Origin of the sequence: Clostridium fungisolvens (assembly GCF_014193895.1) — a bacterium.
GTDB lineage: Bacteria > Bacillota > Clostridia > Clostridiales > Clostridiaceae > Clostridium_AR > Clostridium_AR fungisolvens.
This window is the reverse complement of the sequence record NZ_BLZR01000001.1, coordinates 168,041-187,041: the sequence shown is the minus strand read 5'-3', so window position 1 is coordinate 187,041 and position 19,001 is coordinate 168,041. Positions and strand designations below refer to the sequence as shown.

The 19,001-nt window shown below is 30.0% G+C and carries 15 protein-coding genes; 4 read left to right on the top strand and 11 right to left on the bottom strand.

Going from position 1 to position 19,001, the window contains the following annotated elements:
- Positions 1-162 precede the first annotated feature (162 nt).
- Positions 163-552, top strand: coding sequence for a VOC family protein (locus bsdtw1_RS00765; protein WP_183275699.1), 390 nt, complete (start codon positions 163-165; stop codon positions 550-552).
- Between the two features lie 166 nt (positions 553-718).
- Here the strand turns inward: bsdtw1_RS00765 and bsdtw1_RS00760 are convergent, their stop codons facing one another.
- From bsdtw1_RS00760 to bsdtw1_RS00725, 8 genes are all read right to left on the bottom strand, one after another.
- On the bottom strand, positions 719-2,497 hold the full coding sequence (locus bsdtw1_RS00760; protein WP_183275698.1) for a M3 family oligoendopeptidase: 1,779 nt from the start codon (positions 2,495-2,497) through the stop codon (positions 719-721).
- 252 nt (positions 2,498-2,749) lie between these two features.
- A complete protein-coding gene (locus bsdtw1_RS00755; RefSeq protein ID WP_183275697.1) occupies positions 2,750-3,418 on the bottom strand; it encodes an HAD family hydrolase in 669 nt (222 codons plus the stop codon).
- A gap of 230 nt (positions 3,419-3,648) precedes the next feature.
- Entirely contained in the window at positions 3,649-4,869 is a 1,221-nt protein-coding gene (gene ilvA, locus bsdtw1_RS00750; RefSeq protein ID WP_183275696.1) for a threonine ammonia-lyase, read from the bottom strand.
- Positions 4,870-5,084: 215 nt separating this feature from the next.
- Positions 5,085-5,651, bottom strand: a complete 567-nt coding sequence (locus tag bsdtw1_RS00745; RefSeq protein ID WP_183275695.1) for an AAA family ATPase — start codon at positions 5,649-5,651, stop codon at positions 5,085-5,087.
- A gap of 391 nt (positions 5,652-6,042) precedes the next feature.
- Positions 6,043-6,633: a hypothetical protein gene (locus tag bsdtw1_RS00740; RefSeq protein ID WP_183275694.1), complete on the bottom strand. Its 591-nt coding sequence runs from the start codon at positions 6,631-6,633 to the stop codon at positions 6,043-6,045.
- A 196-nt stretch (positions 6,634-6,829) separates the two neighbouring features.
- Entirely contained in the window at positions 6,830-8,581 is a 1,752-nt protein-coding gene (locus tag bsdtw1_RS00735) for a methyl-accepting chemotaxis protein (protein WP_183275693.1), read from the bottom strand.
- Positions 8,582-8,650: 69 nt separating this feature from the next.
- The gene (locus bsdtw1_RS00730) at positions 8,651-9,241 is read right to left on the bottom strand and encodes a TetR/AcrR family transcriptional regulator (protein ID WP_183275692.1); all 591 of its coding nucleotides are present in this window, start codon (positions 9,239-9,241) and stop codon (positions 8,651-8,653) included.
- Between the two features lie 481 nt (positions 9,242-9,722).
- Complete coding sequence (locus bsdtw1_RS00725; protein WP_244638084.1) at positions 9,723-10,733, bottom strand: C1 family peptidase; 1,011 nt, start codon at positions 10,731-10,733, stop codon at positions 9,723-9,725.
- A gap of 363 nt (positions 10,734-11,096) precedes the next feature.
- Here bsdtw1_RS00725 and bsdtw1_RS00720 point away from each other — a divergent pair, with 363 nt between their 5' ends.
- Complete coding sequence (locus tag bsdtw1_RS00720) at positions 11,097-11,291, top strand: small, acid-soluble spore protein, alpha/beta type (protein WP_183275691.1); 195 nt, start codon at positions 11,097-11,099, stop codon at positions 11,289-11,291.
- Positions 11,292-11,438: 147 nt separating this feature from the next.
- Here bsdtw1_RS00720 and bsdtw1_RS00715 read toward each other — a convergent pair whose 3' ends face one another.
- On the bottom strand, positions 11,439-13,703 hold the full coding sequence (locus tag bsdtw1_RS00715; RefSeq protein ID WP_183275690.1) for an MASE3 domain-containing protein: 2,265 nt from the start codon (positions 13,701-13,703) through the stop codon (positions 11,439-11,441).
- Positions 13,704-14,035: 332 nt separating this feature from the next.
- Positions 14,036-16,471: an HD domain-containing phosphohydrolase gene (locus bsdtw1_RS00710; RefSeq protein WP_244638083.1), complete on the bottom strand. Its 2,436-nt coding sequence runs from the start codon at positions 16,469-16,471 to the stop codon at positions 14,036-14,038.
- Between the two features lie 177 nt (positions 16,472-16,648).
- Between bsdtw1_RS00710 and bsdtw1_RS00705 the strand changes: the two genes are divergently transcribed.
- On the top strand, positions 16,649-17,029 hold the full coding sequence (locus tag bsdtw1_RS00705) for a DUF1284 domain-containing protein (RefSeq protein ID WP_183275689.1): 381 nt from the start codon (positions 16,649-16,651) through the stop codon (positions 17,027-17,029).
- Between the two features lie 169 nt (positions 17,030-17,198).
- On the opposite strand, the gene bsdtw1_RS00700 is transcribed toward bsdtw1_RS00705, so the two are convergent.
- Positions 17,199-18,122 carry a DMT family transporter gene (locus bsdtw1_RS00700; protein ID WP_183275688.1) on the bottom strand — a complete coding sequence of 308 codons (924 nt, stop codon included), beginning with the start codon at positions 18,120-18,122 and terminating at the stop codon, positions 17,199-17,201.
- A gap of 260 nt (positions 18,123-18,382) precedes the next feature.
- On the opposite strand from bsdtw1_RS00700, the gene dhaS reads away from it, so the two are divergent.
- Positions 18,383-18,937, top strand: a complete 555-nt coding sequence (gene dhaS, locus bsdtw1_RS00695; RefSeq protein WP_183275687.1) for a dihydroxyacetone kinase transcriptional activator DhaS — start codon at positions 18,383-18,385, stop codon at positions 18,935-18,937.
- The last annotated feature ends 64 nt before the right edge of the window (positions 18,938-19,001 follow it).

Below are 19,001 nucleotides of genomic sequence, written 5' to 3'. Positions count from 1 at the left end.
TACTTCACCGACCGACCGTCGGTCAATAAGAATGTATTCTTTTATATTATCACTGAAAATTTTGAAAATTGTTAGAATTAAACTAGTTTATATTTACTTAACTATGATACAATATTGTTAATTAAAGGATAACTTATATAAAAATAAAGAAAGGTTGATTCAATGAAAATTGCACATTTAGCAGTATGGACTAGAGACTTGGAGAGGACAAAAAACTTTTACACAAAGTATTTCAATGCTGTCCCTAATGAAAAGTATCATAACGAAAAAACAAAATTCAGCTCATATTTTCTATCTTTTAATGATGGTTCTAAGCTAGAAATTATGGAGAAACCCACTGTTCTTTCAATAAATGTTTCTAAAGATTATGAGTGCTTTGGTTATGCTCACGTAGCCTTTTCTGTTGGAAGTGTAGAAAAGGTAGATGAATTAACAAAACTACTAGTAGATGACGGTTATACTCTTGTCAGTGGACCAAGAACCACTGGAGATGGCTATTATGAGAGTTGTATACTAGATCCTGAAGGCAATAGAATTGAGATAACCGTATAACAAATTATCTAATAGTTATACTTTATTTTTCTCTACTTATCACAATAATTATTATAAAAAAATAAGGTTAAAATATAGAAAGCTTCTATATTTTAACCTTTTATTTTAGGTACTGTTGAAATTAACCCTGTTTTATGGTCATGAATTTTAAGCTGCACTATAAAAACTAGTTTTCGTTACTAAGTTCGATAAATCTTTCTATGTCTTCTTCTACTATCTTTAAGGAACTTCTCCAGAAGTCAACTGAGTGTATATCCACTCCTATAATCTTAGTAACATCAGCTATTTTCCTATCACCTGTAGATGCTAGTAAATCATCATACACCTTAACAAATTCTTCGCCTCTCTTTAGATACTCTGCATAAAGACCTTTTGCGAATAATAATCCGAAAGCATATGGGAAGTTGTAGAAGTTATATTCTGCATCATAGTAATGTGGCTTGCAGGCCCACATATACGGATGTAAATATTCAGGGTCCAAACCATCTCCATAAGAATCCTTTTGTGCCTTAAGCATTATTTCATTTAAATCTTCTGCACTTAATGCACTTTCTTCTCTTCTACTAAACAGCTCACTTTCAAATAAGAATCTTGAATAGATATCAACTATTACTTGAGTACAATCACCTATCTCTGATTCTAAAATTGAGAATGCTTCTTCTTTTGTGGCAGTTTTAACTGCAGCTTTTTTAACAATAGTCTCACAGAAAGTTGATGCAGTTTCAGCTATAGGCATTGGATAATCAGAGTTTAGTACACTCTTATCCTTAACACAGTCGTCATGATATCCATGACCTAATTCATGAGCTAAAGTTACTACATCTCCGAAGGCATTTCCATAATTCAAAAGGAATCTACTCTGCTTTATAAAATGAAGATTAGAGCAGAAGGCCCCTCCAACTTTCCCTTCCTTTGGCATAACATCTATCCAATCACTATCAAAAGCTTTTCTTGCAAAATCAGCAAGATTATCGCTAAAGGTTCTGAAGTTATCTTCAACAAACTTCTGTCCTTTTTCATATGGGAATTCCATATCTACATCTCCCATAGGTGCAAAAAGTTCATAGAATGGCAATCCATTTTTATAACCCAAAAGCTCAGCTTTTCTTCTCAAATATTTTCTAAAAGTAGGCAAGCTTTCTTTCATAGCAGTCAGCATAGCCTCTAAAGATTCTTCATCCATCCTTGATTTAATCAAAGTTTCTTCTAGTGGAGATTTATATCCTCTTAGCTTAGCTAAAGTTATAACTTCCCCTTTTATTCCGTTTAATGCTGCTGCAATACCAGCATCTACTTTTTTATAAGCCTTTAACTCCGCTTCATATGCATTTTTTCTTACTTTTGAATCTTTATCATATGCCATATTTCTAACAACAGTAAGAGGTAGTGCTTTCATTTCCCCGTCTACTTCAATATCTACAAGTACGGTTGAAGTTAAAAGATCTCTAAGTTTTGACCATGAATTTGATCCAGTATTTCTAAGTTTAGCTATAAGTGATTCTTCTTTATCACTTAATAAGTATTTACTTCCTGCTACTATTTCTTTTAAGAAAAACTCATGTTCCTTCAAAAGACCTGAGGAATTGATTAATTTATCAATCTCTTTGACTTCACCTATCCACTTTTCTATCTTAGCATTTGGCTCAGCAAATCTACTGTTTTTTTCTTGTAAGACATCTGAGTACTTAAGCGCTGCTTTATTTTTTGTATCAACACTTAATGTAAGATTAACAAAAGAAAATAGTCTGCTGAATAAACTTTCAACTTCACTAGATTTATTTATAAACTCTTCAAGCTTACTTTTCTCATCATCATGAGACTCACATATACTTTCAGCTAGTTGTTCATATAATCCTGATAATTCATCAGCTCTTTTTAAATCATTTAAGAAATCTTCACCCTCAAAAGAGCTATATATTTCCTTTAAACTCCAATTTAACCCCATCATAATCCTCCATTCATATATCTACATAAGGTCATTCTAGCAACCCTTTCTTTAATAGACAGAATTTTCTTATATAAATTATAGCATTTCTTGTATATTAATCTAGAGTTTTCTTAAATATAATAAATTCTTTTTATCGTTATATTTTATTTTTAGACATCACTAGATTTAGCTAGAAAAAATTTTTATCATTTCCTATACAGTAAAAAACAGTATAGAAATTATACTTCTATACTGTTTCCTAATGAAAATTTAAATTATTTCTTCAAATAGCTCTTTTAAATTAATTACTTCTATTAAATCGGCAACCTTAGCATATGCCTTTTTTACATGCTCTTCTGAAGGTTCTACTAGATCAGGTACTAATATACATCTCATACCACCAGCTACTGCTGCCTCTAATCCTCTTTCTGAATCTTCAAGTACTATGGCATTTTCAGGAGCAACATCTAGCTTTTTGCAAACTGTTAAGAATATCTCTGGATCTGGCTTACCTTTTGTTACTTCATCGCCACAAATAACTCTATCAAATTTATCAAAAACACCTGCTATTTTTAAAAGTTTAGAAGCTCTTTCTCTACTGCTTGAAGTAGCTACTGCTTTTTTTATGTTATTTTCTTGTAGATATTCTAGAAGTTCTATAAGTCCTTTCTTTATTCCAAGACCTTCTTCTTCAATTATCCTAGCTACGCACTTGCCTTGCTCTGAATACATATTATCAAATGGAAAGTCTTGTCCAAATACTGTTTTAAATTGATTAGATATAGAAGCGCTGTTCATTCCTAGAAGTCCTAAAAGAAATTGCATTGGAATATCATAATTATGTAATTTACCTACTTCTTGCCAAGCTCTCTTAGTAAGTGCCTCTGTATCAAACATTAACCCATCCATATCGAAGATAACTAGTTCTATTCTACCCATAAATAAATCCTCCAACTAAATAGCATAGTTTTCTTAAATTATATCATTTTTTATTAAAATAAGTTTTTCTTATTTTGAAAGTACAAATAAATAGAAATTAATTGGTTATTCATCCGATGCTTTAATGAGTCTTCGCAAAGAATTAATTTGATAAATGTTCTTTAATATAAATTTTTCTAAATAAAAATGAACTAAAGAAAGCTACGTAACTTCCTTTAGTTCATTAACTTTTAATATACCTTAACTATTTTAAAGCCTTTTCTTTCTAATTCATCAGTAATTAGCTGAACATGTTCATGACCATTTGTTTCTACCGTAACTTCTAGTTGAACCTGCATGAAAGCATCAAAGGTTTTAAACTTATTATGATCAAGCTTTATTATATTAGCATTTAAATCACCTAGTATTTGGGACACTTTTTGTAATTGTCCTGGCTTGTCTAAAAGTTCAACAGTAAAGCAGAACTTTCTTCCACGAGATACAAGTCCACGGTCTATCATTGATGCAATTGTTAAAACATCTATATTTCCGCCACTAATTACACATGCTATCTTTTTGTTTTTTTCATTTATCTTTCTTAAAGCAGCTAAAGGTAACACCCCTGAAGTTTCTCCTATAAGCTTATGCTTTTCAAGAAGTATCAGAAAAGCTTCCATAACTTCTAGGTCAGAAACTGTTACTATCTCATCTACATATTTTTTAATTATTTTAAAATTTAAATCACCAGGAGTTTTTACTGCTACACCATCAGCAATTGTTTTTAAATTATCTAGAGAAACAACTTTATTGTTTTCAATTGATAGCTTTACTGCATTTGCACCTTCTGGTTCTACACCTATTATTTTTACATTAGGATTAATTAATTTTGCTGCAACAGCTATTCCACTAATAAGTCCACCGCCACCAACAGGTACTATTATACAATCTACATCTTTTAGTTCATTTAAAATTTCAATTGCTATAGTTCCTTGACCTTCTATAACATCTATATCATTAAAAGGATGCACAAATGTATATCCATTTTTTTCTTCTAATCTCTTCGCTTCTTCATAAGCCTCATCATAACAATCCCCATGAAGCACAACATTTGCTCCAAAGTTCTTTGTAGCTTCAACCTTGATTAATGGAGTAGCTTTTGGCATAACTATAGTTGCTTTTACTCCTAATTTTTGAGCAGCAAGAGCTACCCCTTGAGCATGATTTCCTGCAGAAGATGTTATTAGTCCCTTTTTCTTTTCTTCTTCAGTAAGCTTACTTATTTTGTTGTAAGCACCTCTTATCTTAAAAGCTCCTGTTACTTGAAGATTTTCTGGCTTTATATATATATCATTACCCGATTCTTTACTAAAAATATTACTATAAACAAGTTTGGTTTCTTTCAATACATCCTTTATCCTATTCGTTGCCTCCAAAAATTGCTCTTTGGTAAATTCATTACACTCCACCATCATTATTTGCCCCCTATTTTGTCTTGTTAAAAATTCTAAATTATTAGCAGTTATCTTTATATTTATTAGCCCAATTCTACCTGAAAAATAAGCTCGCTCCAATATTTATTGAAGACGAGCTTTGTCTAACTAATTTAAAATTATTATATAAATATTCTATCAAATTTAGAATATTTTGTGAAGTAGTGGATAAAATAATCACCTATCATATTAAATTTTTAAACGTTACTTTTATCCATGCTTTCAATTATTGTTTCTACATCAGATAATACCTCTTCTAACTCTCTGTTAGAATCAACAACATAATCACATCTTATCACTTTAAATGCATTTTTATCATGTTTTATTCTCATATATATTTCTTCGTCATACAGGTTATCCTCATTATACTTTCTTCTACACATCCTGTTATAACGAACCTTTTCATCTGCATTCAAATATATAACTATTATTTCAGCATCCTTTACTTCTTCCTTCAGTTCACGAACACCAATTGGATCTACAATATAAATTGATGCACCCTTATCTCTATATTGCTGCCTGTTTGCCCAGTAATGATTTCCATCAAAATATGTATAGGCTATTATATTAGATTTCTGATCATTAGTTATAGTGCTTTCTATATAAGCCTCATAGTCAACAAATATGTGTCCTTTTTCTCCTTCATATCTCTGTTTTCTTGTAGTATAACTTTGTATATAATTATAATTCTTTTTTGAAAGTTCTTCTGCTATAGTTGATTTTCCACTTCCACTTTCACCAACTATACAAATTATCCTATCCATAAGTCCGCTTTCCTCTTCTCTCTTAGTGTTATATACTTAACTTTATAGAACTCCGGCTTGTATTTATCAAGCATCTATGGCAAAAATCACTTAGATAAATTCATCAAAATCTTTATGTATGTCTAACATTTAATATATATATTATCATAAAAAAGTCGCTGAAGCGACCTTCTTCAGTGAGCTTTTTTAACGCATCTGCCTTTCCAAATGTATATGAGGAAAATCTGGCAGGCGAATAAGTTTTATTTTTTACTGTATAGCCATAAAAAACTTATAAAAGCATTGAAATATCTAGGTTTAGATACATTGAAAATTTTATAATTTCCCATACAGTAAAAAAGTCGCTGAAGCGACATCCTTCAGCGAGCTATTTTAACATGAGGCATTTTTCTTACACATCAATATTTATTTTTATGCTCATGTCTTCTTTATCAACTACTACTTTAGACACAAAATCATCTATGCTATTTGAAAAACCACTTTCAAGGATAAAATCTGCCTTTCCAATTACTGCACTAGCAGACTTCTTTGCTATATTACTTCCTACATTTTTAATCATGACAAAGCTTCCTGGAACTATAACATTTCTTAAACTATTGGACTCACATATAATTAAAGAATTCTTAGCTAAAACAGACATAAAATACTCTATACCTTCATCTAAATGACTCTGTAAACATTTTAGCCAATACACTTTCTCTGCGCCCGCTTTCAGTAAAAGTGAAGTATCTTTGTTGCTACTAGTACTAACCTCTTCTATAAGTTCAAAATTGCCTTGTATATTTGTACAAACTCCACAGCCATCTCCGCCCCTAGGACACTTTCCATCCTTATGTTCAATTGTTGTTATCTTCAATGCGATTATGGAAAACTCTTCTTTAAACTTTTTAATTACTGCTGTTGCTAGTGTAGTCTTTCCACTATTTCTTCCAGTTGAACCTATAAGAAACATTTGATTAATTTTATTTAGTTGGTTTTCCACTTGAAACACTTCCTTTAAGCTAGGATTTCAAATTTCTTAATTCTCAAATAAAATTCTATCTCCTATACTTATAAAAATCAAATTTGAACTTCCATTACAAAAATAAAGCATCTATAGTAATCTTCTTCAAGAAAGTTACTATAGATGCTTGTATTATACTTCCTTTATATTTTTGGGTGCTAAATAATCATAACCTCTAAACCTTAAACTGATTTGCCAGTTCAGTTAAAGCTTGAGCCGTTCCAGCCTGGCTTTGAGAAGATGTTGATACTTCTGTTACTGAATGAGTAACTTCATTAATACTTATTAATATATCTTCAGAACTTATTGCTGATTCCGTAGCAGTAGATGATAAATTTTCTAGAGCAAAGGCTACCTGCTCTATAACTTCCTTCATCTGCTTTGATGCAGATGCAATATCACTAGCCATCATATTTACAAACTCAGCATCCTTTTCATATTGTATACCTGTATCCATAAACAATTGATAGGTTGGCTTAACATCATCTTCAAGGTATTTAAGAACATCTTGTCCACTTTTAGATAAGTTTAGGAAAGCCTGTTGAACTCTCTCTATAAGTGAATTTATATTTGCAACAGCTTGAGATGATTGTTCTGCAAGTCCTCTAACCTCATCTGCTACCACTGCAAAACCTTTACCCATTTCTCCAGCTCTTGCAGCCTCAATTGCTGCATTTAAAGCTAAAAGATTAGTTTGTTCTGCAATTTCTCCTATTGATTTTGCCATGATTCCTATTTCACTTACTACTTTTCCGTCTTCAATTGATTTTATGATATTGTTTCTGTTACTTGTGTATATTTTTGTTCCTTCTTCAAGACTATTTGTAGCCTTTGCCTTAACCTCTTCTGCTCTCTTCTTTATTTCTACAGCAGATTTAAAGCTCTTTTCTGCCTTATCGGCTAAATCATTTGTTGTATTTCCTATCTCTTGAGTTGATGCGCTGATCTCTTCAGTAGTTGCACTTAAATCTTGTATTCCTCTTGTTATCTGTTCAGTAGATTCATTTACAACTTGCATCTTTGATGCAACTTCCTGAGAAGTTGCAGATAACTGCTCACTTGCAGAGCTTATATCACTACACCCATATATAATTTCAGATATAAGTACCTTCATATTATCCTTAGCTCTATTTAAATCTTTAGCAAGATTTCCTATTTCATCTTTCGAATCAATATCTATATCTGCATCCAATATACCTTTCCCTAAGTCTTCTGCAAAAACTACTACCTTCTTTAGTTTATTTGAAATCATAGTTGCAATAATCAATCCTAATGATAGTGCAATAACAAATGCAAATGCAGATATAACTATTATCTGTATTTTCGAACTGCTGTATGTAGCATTATTTGAGGCATAAATCTGATCTGCTTCATTTATAGAAACAGCGCTTAAGTCATTTAAACTATTAAATAGGCTATCTCTAATTTTAGATGTGCTAGACATTTGCGCCATTGCTGATGTATAATCTCCCGCTGAAGCATACTCACTTATCTTTTTTCCTGCCTCTAAATACTGCCTAGAGGAGCTTTCTATGTTATCTAATATTTGCTTATCCTTTTCACCATCTTCTTTGCTTTTATATTTCCTTACACTTTCACTGCTTGCCTTTATTGCTGCAAACATATCATTGCTCTGCTTTGTTAAATCATCAATCTCTTTTACAATTTCCTCAGCCTCGCCTGGATCTTTTTTTTCTTTATAAGCCATATTTAATAAATCTGTTCTTATATCCGAATAAGCTTGCCTAAACTTATTAATTTGATTAATATTCTTTAAACTATAATCATGCATTACCGTGGCATTAGAATTTATCTTATTCATATTTCTAAGACCTAAATATCCTGTCGCTGCTATAAAAATCGAAATAATAACAACTAAGTTCACTATTTTTGTTGAAAGTTTTAAATTTCCTAACCATTTTTTCATGTTGCTTCCCCCAATTCTTAATAAATTAATACAAAACGAATAATCGTTCGTTTTCTTGTAAAATTTTTTTTATTTCTCTATACTTTTCCAAAATCCTTCCCAAAGTCTATCTGAAAACTTTTTATCTAAAGGGATATTGTAAATTACGCTCTGCTCAAGATAACCTAACATTGCGGCAATATATGTATAAAATAAATTTTCATTACTTTCATCAATTATTCTATTTTCATTTTTCAATTTAGAAAAAAATTTTGCGTAAAATTCTATACTTCTAGAATTGATCATAAAGTTAGAGTAGATTTCATTATTAACAGTTTCTTTAGCATTGGCAAATAATGATGCCTGCTTTAGGAAAAGATAATCTTCTCTATTCTTAGTAAAATGAGAAATTATAGTATTATAGTGCTTGTAAAGAATTTCTTTAGCATCGAAGTCTTCAGCTGTTCCCACATAGTCAATTAATGGCTTTATCGACATTGAGGCCTTTTTCATACATTCCTCCCATATAATCATAAACAATTCTTCTTTGCTAGAAAAATGAGAGTATATAGACGATGGTTTTAGCCCTGATTCAGTTGCTATTTCTTTTACTGTTGTTCCATCGAATCCTTTTTGAGCAAATACCTTTAACGCTGCTTTTTTTACCTTTATGTATCCCATAGAAGTCACTTCCTATTATGTATAGTATAATTATTTATCGTACACTTTTCCATAAACTTAACAAACGATGAATATTTATTGTGTGGTTATGTTACATAAAATTAATATTGTTAACCTTCATCTATCTATTGACTTATATCATTTAAATAAATATTAACATTGAACACTAAGAGCTTTTATTTCTATTAAAGATGAACCACTTCGATCCGAAACCTATTTTTAAAACTCTCACGGGTTGTGGTGAGAGAATTTAAAAATATAAATTCTATTACTAAGTGGTTCATCTATACAATTGCACAAGTAATATATTCTATCTTTAGACATACTACTCTCATTGAAATCTATAAAAATAATTTTTCACCGATTTATCGAAGGTATTGTTTTAAATACAAATATTTAAGTAGTATGTCCGTTAATGTTAATAGTTATTACATCTTCATTATTTAAATCATACAGTTTACAATACTAATATAGTAAAGGCCTATTGAAATATCACCCATATATCATTCTTAATTTTCTCAAAAACCTCATAAGGAAGATACATATAACCTTTATCTCCAAAATCAGTTCCCCATGAATTTCTAAGAATGAAATACCCTTGTGAGCTTGTTTTCTTTCTTATAAAATCACATAGTTTTTGTGGTGTATTGTTGATTGTTGTTGCACCATCAACGTATCCTACTAAAAGTACAGCATGACCTCCTAGAACTGATTCAAAATTTCCAGGCATAGGTACAATACCGTTTTTCCCAACTTTCTCAAAGCTTTCATAAACATTTATTCCAAGCAATACTGGGAGTAAATTAGCTAAAGCTTGCTTAACTTCTTCCACAGAAGTAATTCTATGATACGAGTTTATAGTATATCGGAGTGCATTTTTATCAGCTAGTAATGAAGGCATTTGTGTAAATTTAGTAGTGTCATAAGGAAAGAAGTCCTCCTCACATACACCATACTTTGTTAAAGCAATACATATATCTCTTATTGAAGCCCCACTATCCTGATATATGGTCCCTTCAATTAATCTTTCTTTATAGTAAAGGAATAACCTTGAAAACTGTAATCTGTTGTTTATGAAGTATGACTTGTTAGCACATCCTGCATTAGCAGTGCAAGACCCAAGTGCCCCTTGATCATATATAGGTGGCATTTTTTCTCTTAAATCTATTGATTTAGGCAATTGTACAGATTTTGAAAGAATATGATTCTTAAAATAGTAATCTCTTTTATCAACTTTATCCTCTTTTAAATTATACTTTCTTATAGGTTTACCTTTTTTATTTCCACTTCCTTTATCATCTTTAAAACCATTAGTTTCAGTTGTAGGATTATTCAATATACCCAAAAGCACGAGTATACCTAAAATTCCAGTTGCAATTTCATTATAATTATCAGGCAGTATAGTTAATCCAAAGGCTTTACAAACCATAGGAACTAATGCTATTACTGAAATCCATAATCCATAATTTTTTAATCTCGTCTTAATATCCATACTTATCCTCCGTTTTCTGATAAGTCACATAAACTATAAACTGTTTATTAAAATCAATTTATCTCTCCTTACAGCACTGGTATTTATAAATCGTATCTATATCAATATTTATCTATAATTTTCATCTAAGCTTGTACAAAATATATTATTGCCTTTTTATATATAATAGCTTTTATAATCTATCTTGCTACAATTTATCTTAGCGATTTTATATTGTTACATCATAGAAATGAGTAAATTACTTACAAAAATTTTCGAAAAGAATAAAAAAATTCATTAAGGAAATCAATAAAGGTGTGTACTTAGATTAATTAAAAATAGATTCTCAACAGTATTATTAATAAATTTAAAGGAGATATTTTTATGAGAGAAAAAGTAAATGAATTAGATACAAAGTCAGAACAAGCTAAAGAATTAGGAATAGAGTTACCTAAGGATGGCTATTGGGGCAACACAAGTTCTAAAGTATGCGGTATGATAGGCGGTGCTGAAGGAGGCAACTTCACTAAAAATGCAGTTCAATCTTTTGAAGAAATGTTAATCAAAAAGAATAAATAATAAATATATACTTATAAGACTCTTCGTTGAAGTTATGTGTTTAGCCATCAGATGCTTTAACGAGCTTATTCATTTGGAAACATTAAAAGCACTAACCCTTAAAGATTAGTGCTTTTAACACATGGTTCCTATATAAAAATTTAATTACTATATTATATCTTCCAAATCTTCATCTATATAAGGTATCACAATAGTAAATGTTGTTCCTTCTCCTACCACACTTTGAATTTCTATTTTTCCACAATGCTCTTCTATTATGTTGAAACATGCATTCATTCCTAATCCAGTACCATTTTTCTTTGTAGAGTAGAATGGTGTACCTATTTTTTTAATCATTTCTTTTGGTATTCCATTACCATTATCGGATATCTTTATAAATATCTCATTAGAATCTGTTCTTAGTCCACTGCTAATACGTAAAACTGGAGAGTTGACTTCATACATAGCTTCTACAGCATTTTTACATATATTAAGTATCACTTGCCTAATCTGAGTTTCATCACACAGTATATACCTTTCATCGTAATCAAGATCAAGTACTAAATCTATTCCTTTTAGTAGAGATGATGTTTCAATTATACCTTTCATTGATAATATCAAGTCATTAAAAGAGACTTCTAAAAGATCTGTTTCTCTTGGCTTTGATAAACTTAAAAAGTCAGTTATTATTCTATTTACTTCATCAGTGCTAGTATCTATCCTTCTTGCATATTCTTTTATTCTTAAATCTTCGGAATAAAGGTCAATTAATTGACTGCTGCCTTTTATGGTGGTTAAGAAATTTCGAGTTTCATGAACTATAGTAGCTCCAAATTGCCCTAAAAGTGCTAGTTTTTCTTGGTTAATTAACTTTTGCTGTTTTTCTTTCTTCTCTGTTAGATCTTGCACAATTGAAATTGCACCAATTGTCTCGTTATCAATATTAAGTATAGGCGAATATGTTCCTGATATTTGCTTACTTAAACCATCTCCAGTTGTTAAATAACCTTCATACTCCTTGTTAACATCCTTATCTTGATTTAGTGCTAAAGAACCTTTAGTTTCTATAAAGCCTATATCCTTCCTTAGTTCTTCGTAGCTCATTCCAACCAAATCTATATCACTTCTGTCTATGATTTCTAAGTAAGAATTGTTACAAGCAGTTATTTTATTATCTCCATCCAAAATCATTATCGGGACTGCTATGGAGTCTAATATTGCCTTAGTTTGTAAATGTAAATTATCTATCTCTTGTTCCCTTTTTATATCATTAATTAAAACAAGTGCACCATTTCTTATCTTATACACATTTACAAGTACCTTTACAGGATTTCCATTTCCATCTATATAAGTTCTTACTATATTTTTGGCTTCTTTGTCATTTTCGTACACCTTATCAAGCAATGTTTCTTTATCAAATAACCTTTCTTCTTCTCCATTACCTGCCTTAGGTATAACCTTCGATAATTCCTTATTATTTAATCCTATTATTGAACTTTTCTCATGCCTTGATAATTCTTCAAACTTGTTATTTACAAAGTCTACTCTATTGCTACTATTATATGTATATATAGCAATAGGAATATCGTTTAGAATATCTTCTAATCGTTGCTTACCCTCTATTAGTTTAGTATAGGGATATCTTATCATGCACGAAAAAACCGCCTTATAAAGAAAGTAATAACTTCCTATCTTAAACAAATATGCCAATACTACATAAAATGAATTCTTGCTATTAAATACTATATAACAAAGCTCTGAAGGAATTATCATAATAACAGAAAGAAATATATACTGAAACCTTACAAAATGAGTTTCTTCAATTCGAGATCTTAACTTATTTAATGTTACAATTACCAAGGTTATTATTAATAATTCCAACATAATTCTAAAAGCAGTATTTCCTTTTTCATTATATAGCCGTGGAATCCACTTATATGTTAATTTTGATAAATAGGGTATCACCACTATTATAATGACAGTTAAACTAAGCATCTTATACTTACTATTCTTTGAAGAAAAGGGTTTGTATGAAAACATCATTAACGTTATAACTTGAAATAATTGTGACAATATCTCAAGTAGCATAGATAACTGCCCATTAGCTATATCCTTTAAAACTATGTATTTATAATAATGCACATGTAATAGATCTAATATAGATACAATTAAAAAACCAAAACCTAAGATTTTATTTACTTCATTATCTAATTCACTTTGATACCAAACAATTAAAAATGTAGCAACTCCGATAATAATGCTTATTAACTCTAACACTGCGTGTATTAATTCTTCATTAGCGTCCCAATACCACCTGCATATTATAAAGGATACAATTAATGCAGATAATATTGAATATATACATGTAAAAAATATCTTCTTATATGTTAAATAATTTTTATTGTCATATGTTTTTTCCATGTTAGCTTCCATAATCAATACCCCTTTAAATCCTACGAATTAATATCAAGTTATATGAATCTATTGAAAATTATACCATATTTTTCTTCATAATATATGTGATTTTTATAAAAATGTTAATTTTGTAACATAATTTTTCAGTGCTTTTTCTTTATTATTTGCTATTATTTTTATAAGCTCTTTAATCTGTAATGAAGATATCAAAGAATAAAAAAACCTCGCTGAAGCGAGGTTTTTTGTGTATCTGTCTTTCATGTTGCATATGATTAAAATTTAGCCGGCAAACAAATTTTATTCTTACTATATTTTACAAGAGGCCATATAATCATTTGAAGTTGCAAGGCTTAGAGCTGTCCTCCCTTATTATCTTCTTGTAACAACTTAAGAAATTCTGCAACGATATATGGGTCAAACTGAGTAGAAGAACATCTTTTAAGTTCCTCAATTGCATAGTTCATATCTTTAGCCGATTTATACTCTCTTTTATGTGTCATCACATCAAAAGAATCGACTACATTAATAATCCTAGCAAGTAATGGTATATCTTCTCCCTTCAATCCATTAGGATAACCAGTGCCATCATATCTTTCATGGTGTGATAAAATCTCATCAGCTATATGTGATAATTCAAGAGTTGATTTGGCTATTCTATATCCAATCTCTGTATGAGATTTCATAATCACCCACTCTTCATCTGTAAGCTTTGCTGGTTTTAATAAAATTTGCTCCGGTATACCTATCTTGCCAATATCATGTAATAGACCCAGAAGTTCTAATTCATCTAGCTTATCTTGAGATAACCCTAATCTCTTGCCTAACTTAAAACTCATATTCTTAATTCTCATAGTATGTTCTTCTGTTTCACTATGTTTTTCGTGCAAGGTTCTAAGTAAAGAACTGGTAATTGCATTTCTTGTACTTTTCTTTTCTATAAGTTTATTTCTATACATCCTTTTTTCTGCTACACTCATAACTGCTTCAGACTCTTTATTGTCATCATCCTTTTCAGCATAACCTAATGCAATGCTAATGCTTATAGGGAAATCTTTTATACTATCACAAGCTTGTTTAATCTTTGCAATCAAATTCTCCACATAATATTTTTCTCTATCCCTTATTAATATTATAAATTCGTCTCCACTCCACCTGGAAATCACATCTTTATAATCACAAATCTTCTTCATTTCATTACTTACATTATATATCAGCTTGTCTCCCATCTTATGTCCCAAAGCATCATTTATTAGCTTTAATCCATTTACATCACCCATAATTATAAAATATGAGCTATATTTATCTTTATCAAGCTCTTCAAACTGCTTTTCCATGTATGCTCTATTATTTAGGCCCGTTAATTTATCAGAATAACTCAAGAACAAAATTTCTTCTTCATACTTTTTTCTCTCTGTTATATCCATAACTATACTTAAAATCCTAGTTGGTTTCCCACTACTGTCTCTGTTTACTATTCTACCTCTTTCTGAAACCCATATTATTTCTCCAGTATCTTTAATCATCTTGTAGGTTATATCAAAAAGTTCATCATTATTATTAATGATATTAGTATAGTTATCATTCAAGTACTCAATAAATTCTGGATGAATTTTTGAAAAATGCTCGTAAAATAATCCGCTTTCATCCTTTGAACTATATCCTAATTCTTGTTTCCACTCTTTATTTAGATATAATTTTTTAGCTGCTAAATCTAAATCTAAATATCCGTCTTTAGTAGCCTCCATTATAAGTCTAAATCTTTCGTCCATCTCCTTAACATCATTATTAGCAACTGCTAATTCAGCTAACATATTATTAGTAGAACCTGCTATTTTACTTAATTCATCGTTACCTTCTAATATAAGCCTTAAGCTTGTATCTTTAGTCTTTCTGACCCTTTCAATAAAATCATCTAATACTTTCAATCTTTTTAAAACATATTTATCTAAAATGCGATTATTTAGAAGTAAAATCATTATCACGGCTGCTATATATAGTAAACCAAATACCTTAAGGTAATTTATTGCAAGTATCTGTGCATCTCTTTCAATAGACATCGATACGAGTATACTGCTTTCTTCGTTTATATCTTTTGTATTCCTAGAAGCATTTATATTGTCATAACTTCTACTAATGGAAATTTCACTTAACGAATGACCATTTCCAGGTAATCCTTTAAATGATATATTAGCCTTGCAAGTTTTGTCTATGTAGCTCATTAAATCTTTGTCAACATAGCGTCCCATTATTAATGTTCCATTACTTCTAGCTTTCTCATCAGAAGTGGTAATTGGAGCTTCTGACACTATAAACAACCTATCATAAGCATAGATTGTCCCAGTTTCAGCATCTATTCTATCTGGATTAAAAAACTTCCTATATCTTATATTAGTTATTTTATCTATTAAGATATTTCTTTCTCGATCCTTAATATCACCATCTATTTCATAGAAGATTTTATTGTTTTTATCAAGAAGTATTATAAAACCCAAATTAAGTTGTTGCAGCGACTGATTTACCAGATTACTTTTAATATACTCTTCATTCTTATCAGTCATAAAATTATATGTATCATCCCAGTGTGCCCAGTCTAAAGACGTTCTCTTAATTGCTTGCTCTTCTCTATCGAGTATAGAGTCAAAGGTACGAAAAGAGTTATTGACACCTGTATTTTCTATATTAGCTATAAATCTAAAAAAAATTAAATATGATAAGCAAATTGTAATAGTAAGAAAAAGCAAAAAGCTTACAGTAGATATAAATAAAGTCTTCAATTTTACACTCATATGTGTCGCCTCCTATTACAGCCTATAAATATGACAACTTCATTTGTTAACAAAATAGGTATTATATTAACATTATATATCATTTATTATCGAATTAAAGCAATTCATCTTTAGTAAATTTATATTATAATGGATTTATTAAGCAATTACTGTTGAAACACTGGAGGATATGCAACAATGATTTACCTAAGACCCCACCATGGACTTTGTATACATCACTTTATAGGAAAAGGGTATAGTGATACCTTTATCTCTAATATGAAAAATATAATAAATAAACTAGAGAGTAGTGATACTTCTATAATCACTTTAGTATCTGGCGGAGATAATATTTGTAGTTCCTGTCCTAATAATAAAGATGATAAATGTTTATCCGGCCAAAAACCTGATTACTATGACATGGCTTGCCTTGAACTCTGTGGTTTAAATTTTGGAGACACTCTATATTGGGAAGAGTTTAAGAAAAAAATACAAACTTCAATATTGGAACCTAATAAGCTTAAAGAGGTTTGCATAAATTGCGAATGGCTTTATATTTGTGAGAATCTTTATAAGTAGCCTTCTATTTTAGTTGGTTTAGTAATATGAAATTTCTACAATTTCATATATAGTAAAAAATATCTTAGGAAATCTAACTATCAAAACATAGAGTTCCTAAGATATTCTTATAATGAAACCTTACTTGTTAAAATACTCAAAATAGTATCAATAACTAATATCAGCTATCCTACCTTTTGACCTTATAAACTAAAAATATTCCATAGCATACTAGTATAAGAGCAATTAAAATTCTTATATCGAATATATTTTCACCTAAGAATACTGCTGATAATAAGGTTCCAAATACAGGTATTAAAAAATTAAATACCGATATTAAACCAACTTTATTATATGTTAGTAGTTCCGTCCACAGTGCAAAAGCCACAGAGGACAATAAAGCCATATATATTAGAAGAGAAGTAGACTTAAGAGTAAATCCCTGTAACCTTCCTCCTAAAATAAATCCTAATGCTGTCAATATAACTCCACCTATGAGTAGCTGATAACCTGTAACTATGGATGGATCTGATTTTTGCGTTATCTTCTTACCATATATTGCAGATATGGCAAAAATAAATGTAGAAATCAAGATAAACCCCTCTCCTTTAAAAGAAAAAGAAGCTCCATTACTTGATTGACCATTAAGATTTACAATTATAACTCCAGCAAACCCAACAATACAACCAACTACCTTATTAACATTTAACCTATCATTTTTATAAATAAAATGAGCTAATAAAATACTTATAAAGGTGCCTGTTCCATTTATAATAGCCCCTCTAACTCCTGTAGTGTATGACATTCCAATATAGAAAAATATATATTGAAGCGCTGTTTGTAAAAAACCAAGAGAAGCAACTTGTCCAAATTGTTTTTTAGTAAAATTAAATATATTTTTCTTCATTATTATGCTTAATAACAAGACAAAGGCTCCTGCCATTGTAAATCTATATCCTGCAAATGTCAGCTTTGAACCAACATCATTAGCTCCTACATTAAACAAACTATATCCAATCTTTATTGATGGATATGCACTTCCCCATAAAATACAGCATAGAGTCGCTAGCAATATTATGTTTCTTCTATTTGTATAAAATCTTTTTTTATCCATTTTGCTTCTCCTATTAATTAGATTCCTTGCATCATTCATATACATCCACCCATTAACTCTCTAGGTAAAAGTACTAAAAAGACTCTATTAACTATATTATTAAATGTTCGAGGAAAAAACAATGATAATTCTATTCTTAATATAGTCATGTTAAAGTATAGAATTGAATCATTGACTATAGTTTATTATAATATAATCTATAATCACTCCATATCGATAAACTACATTGTTATATATAACTACAGTTATAGGAGATTAATATGTCAGAATCATTGATAACCAAAAAAGCTCTTGCTGTTTCTATTAAGGAATTAATGAAAACTATTCCACTATCTAAGATATCGATACAAGAAATTGCAGACAACTGCGGGTTAAACAGACAAACTTTCTATTATCATTTTAGAGATAAATTCGATCTTGTAAATTGGATCTATTATACTGAAGTCACAGAAAGTATATCAAACTACAGACATTATGATAACTGGACTGATGGTATGTATAGAACTTTATGTTATCTAGCTAATAATAAATCCTTTTATATTAACGCACTTAATACTCCTGGACAAAATGCTTTCGATAGTTATTTCTTTGAGTTTAGTTATGAATTAATAATGGGAGTTGTTAATGATATATCCCTAGGGATGAAAGTCTCTGATACCAACAAAAAATTTATCTGTGATTTTTATACCCATGCCTTTGTTGGTATAATAGTTCAATGGATTAAAGCTGGAATGAAGGAATCTTGCCAAACCTTAGTAGACCAAGTTAAAAATATAGTTGAAGGTAGTATGCTTGGAGCATTGTCTAGAAATTAAAGTACTGTGTTGAAAATTAAGTGCTTATACATCCGATGCTCTTAAACATAGGCTAATAATAAAG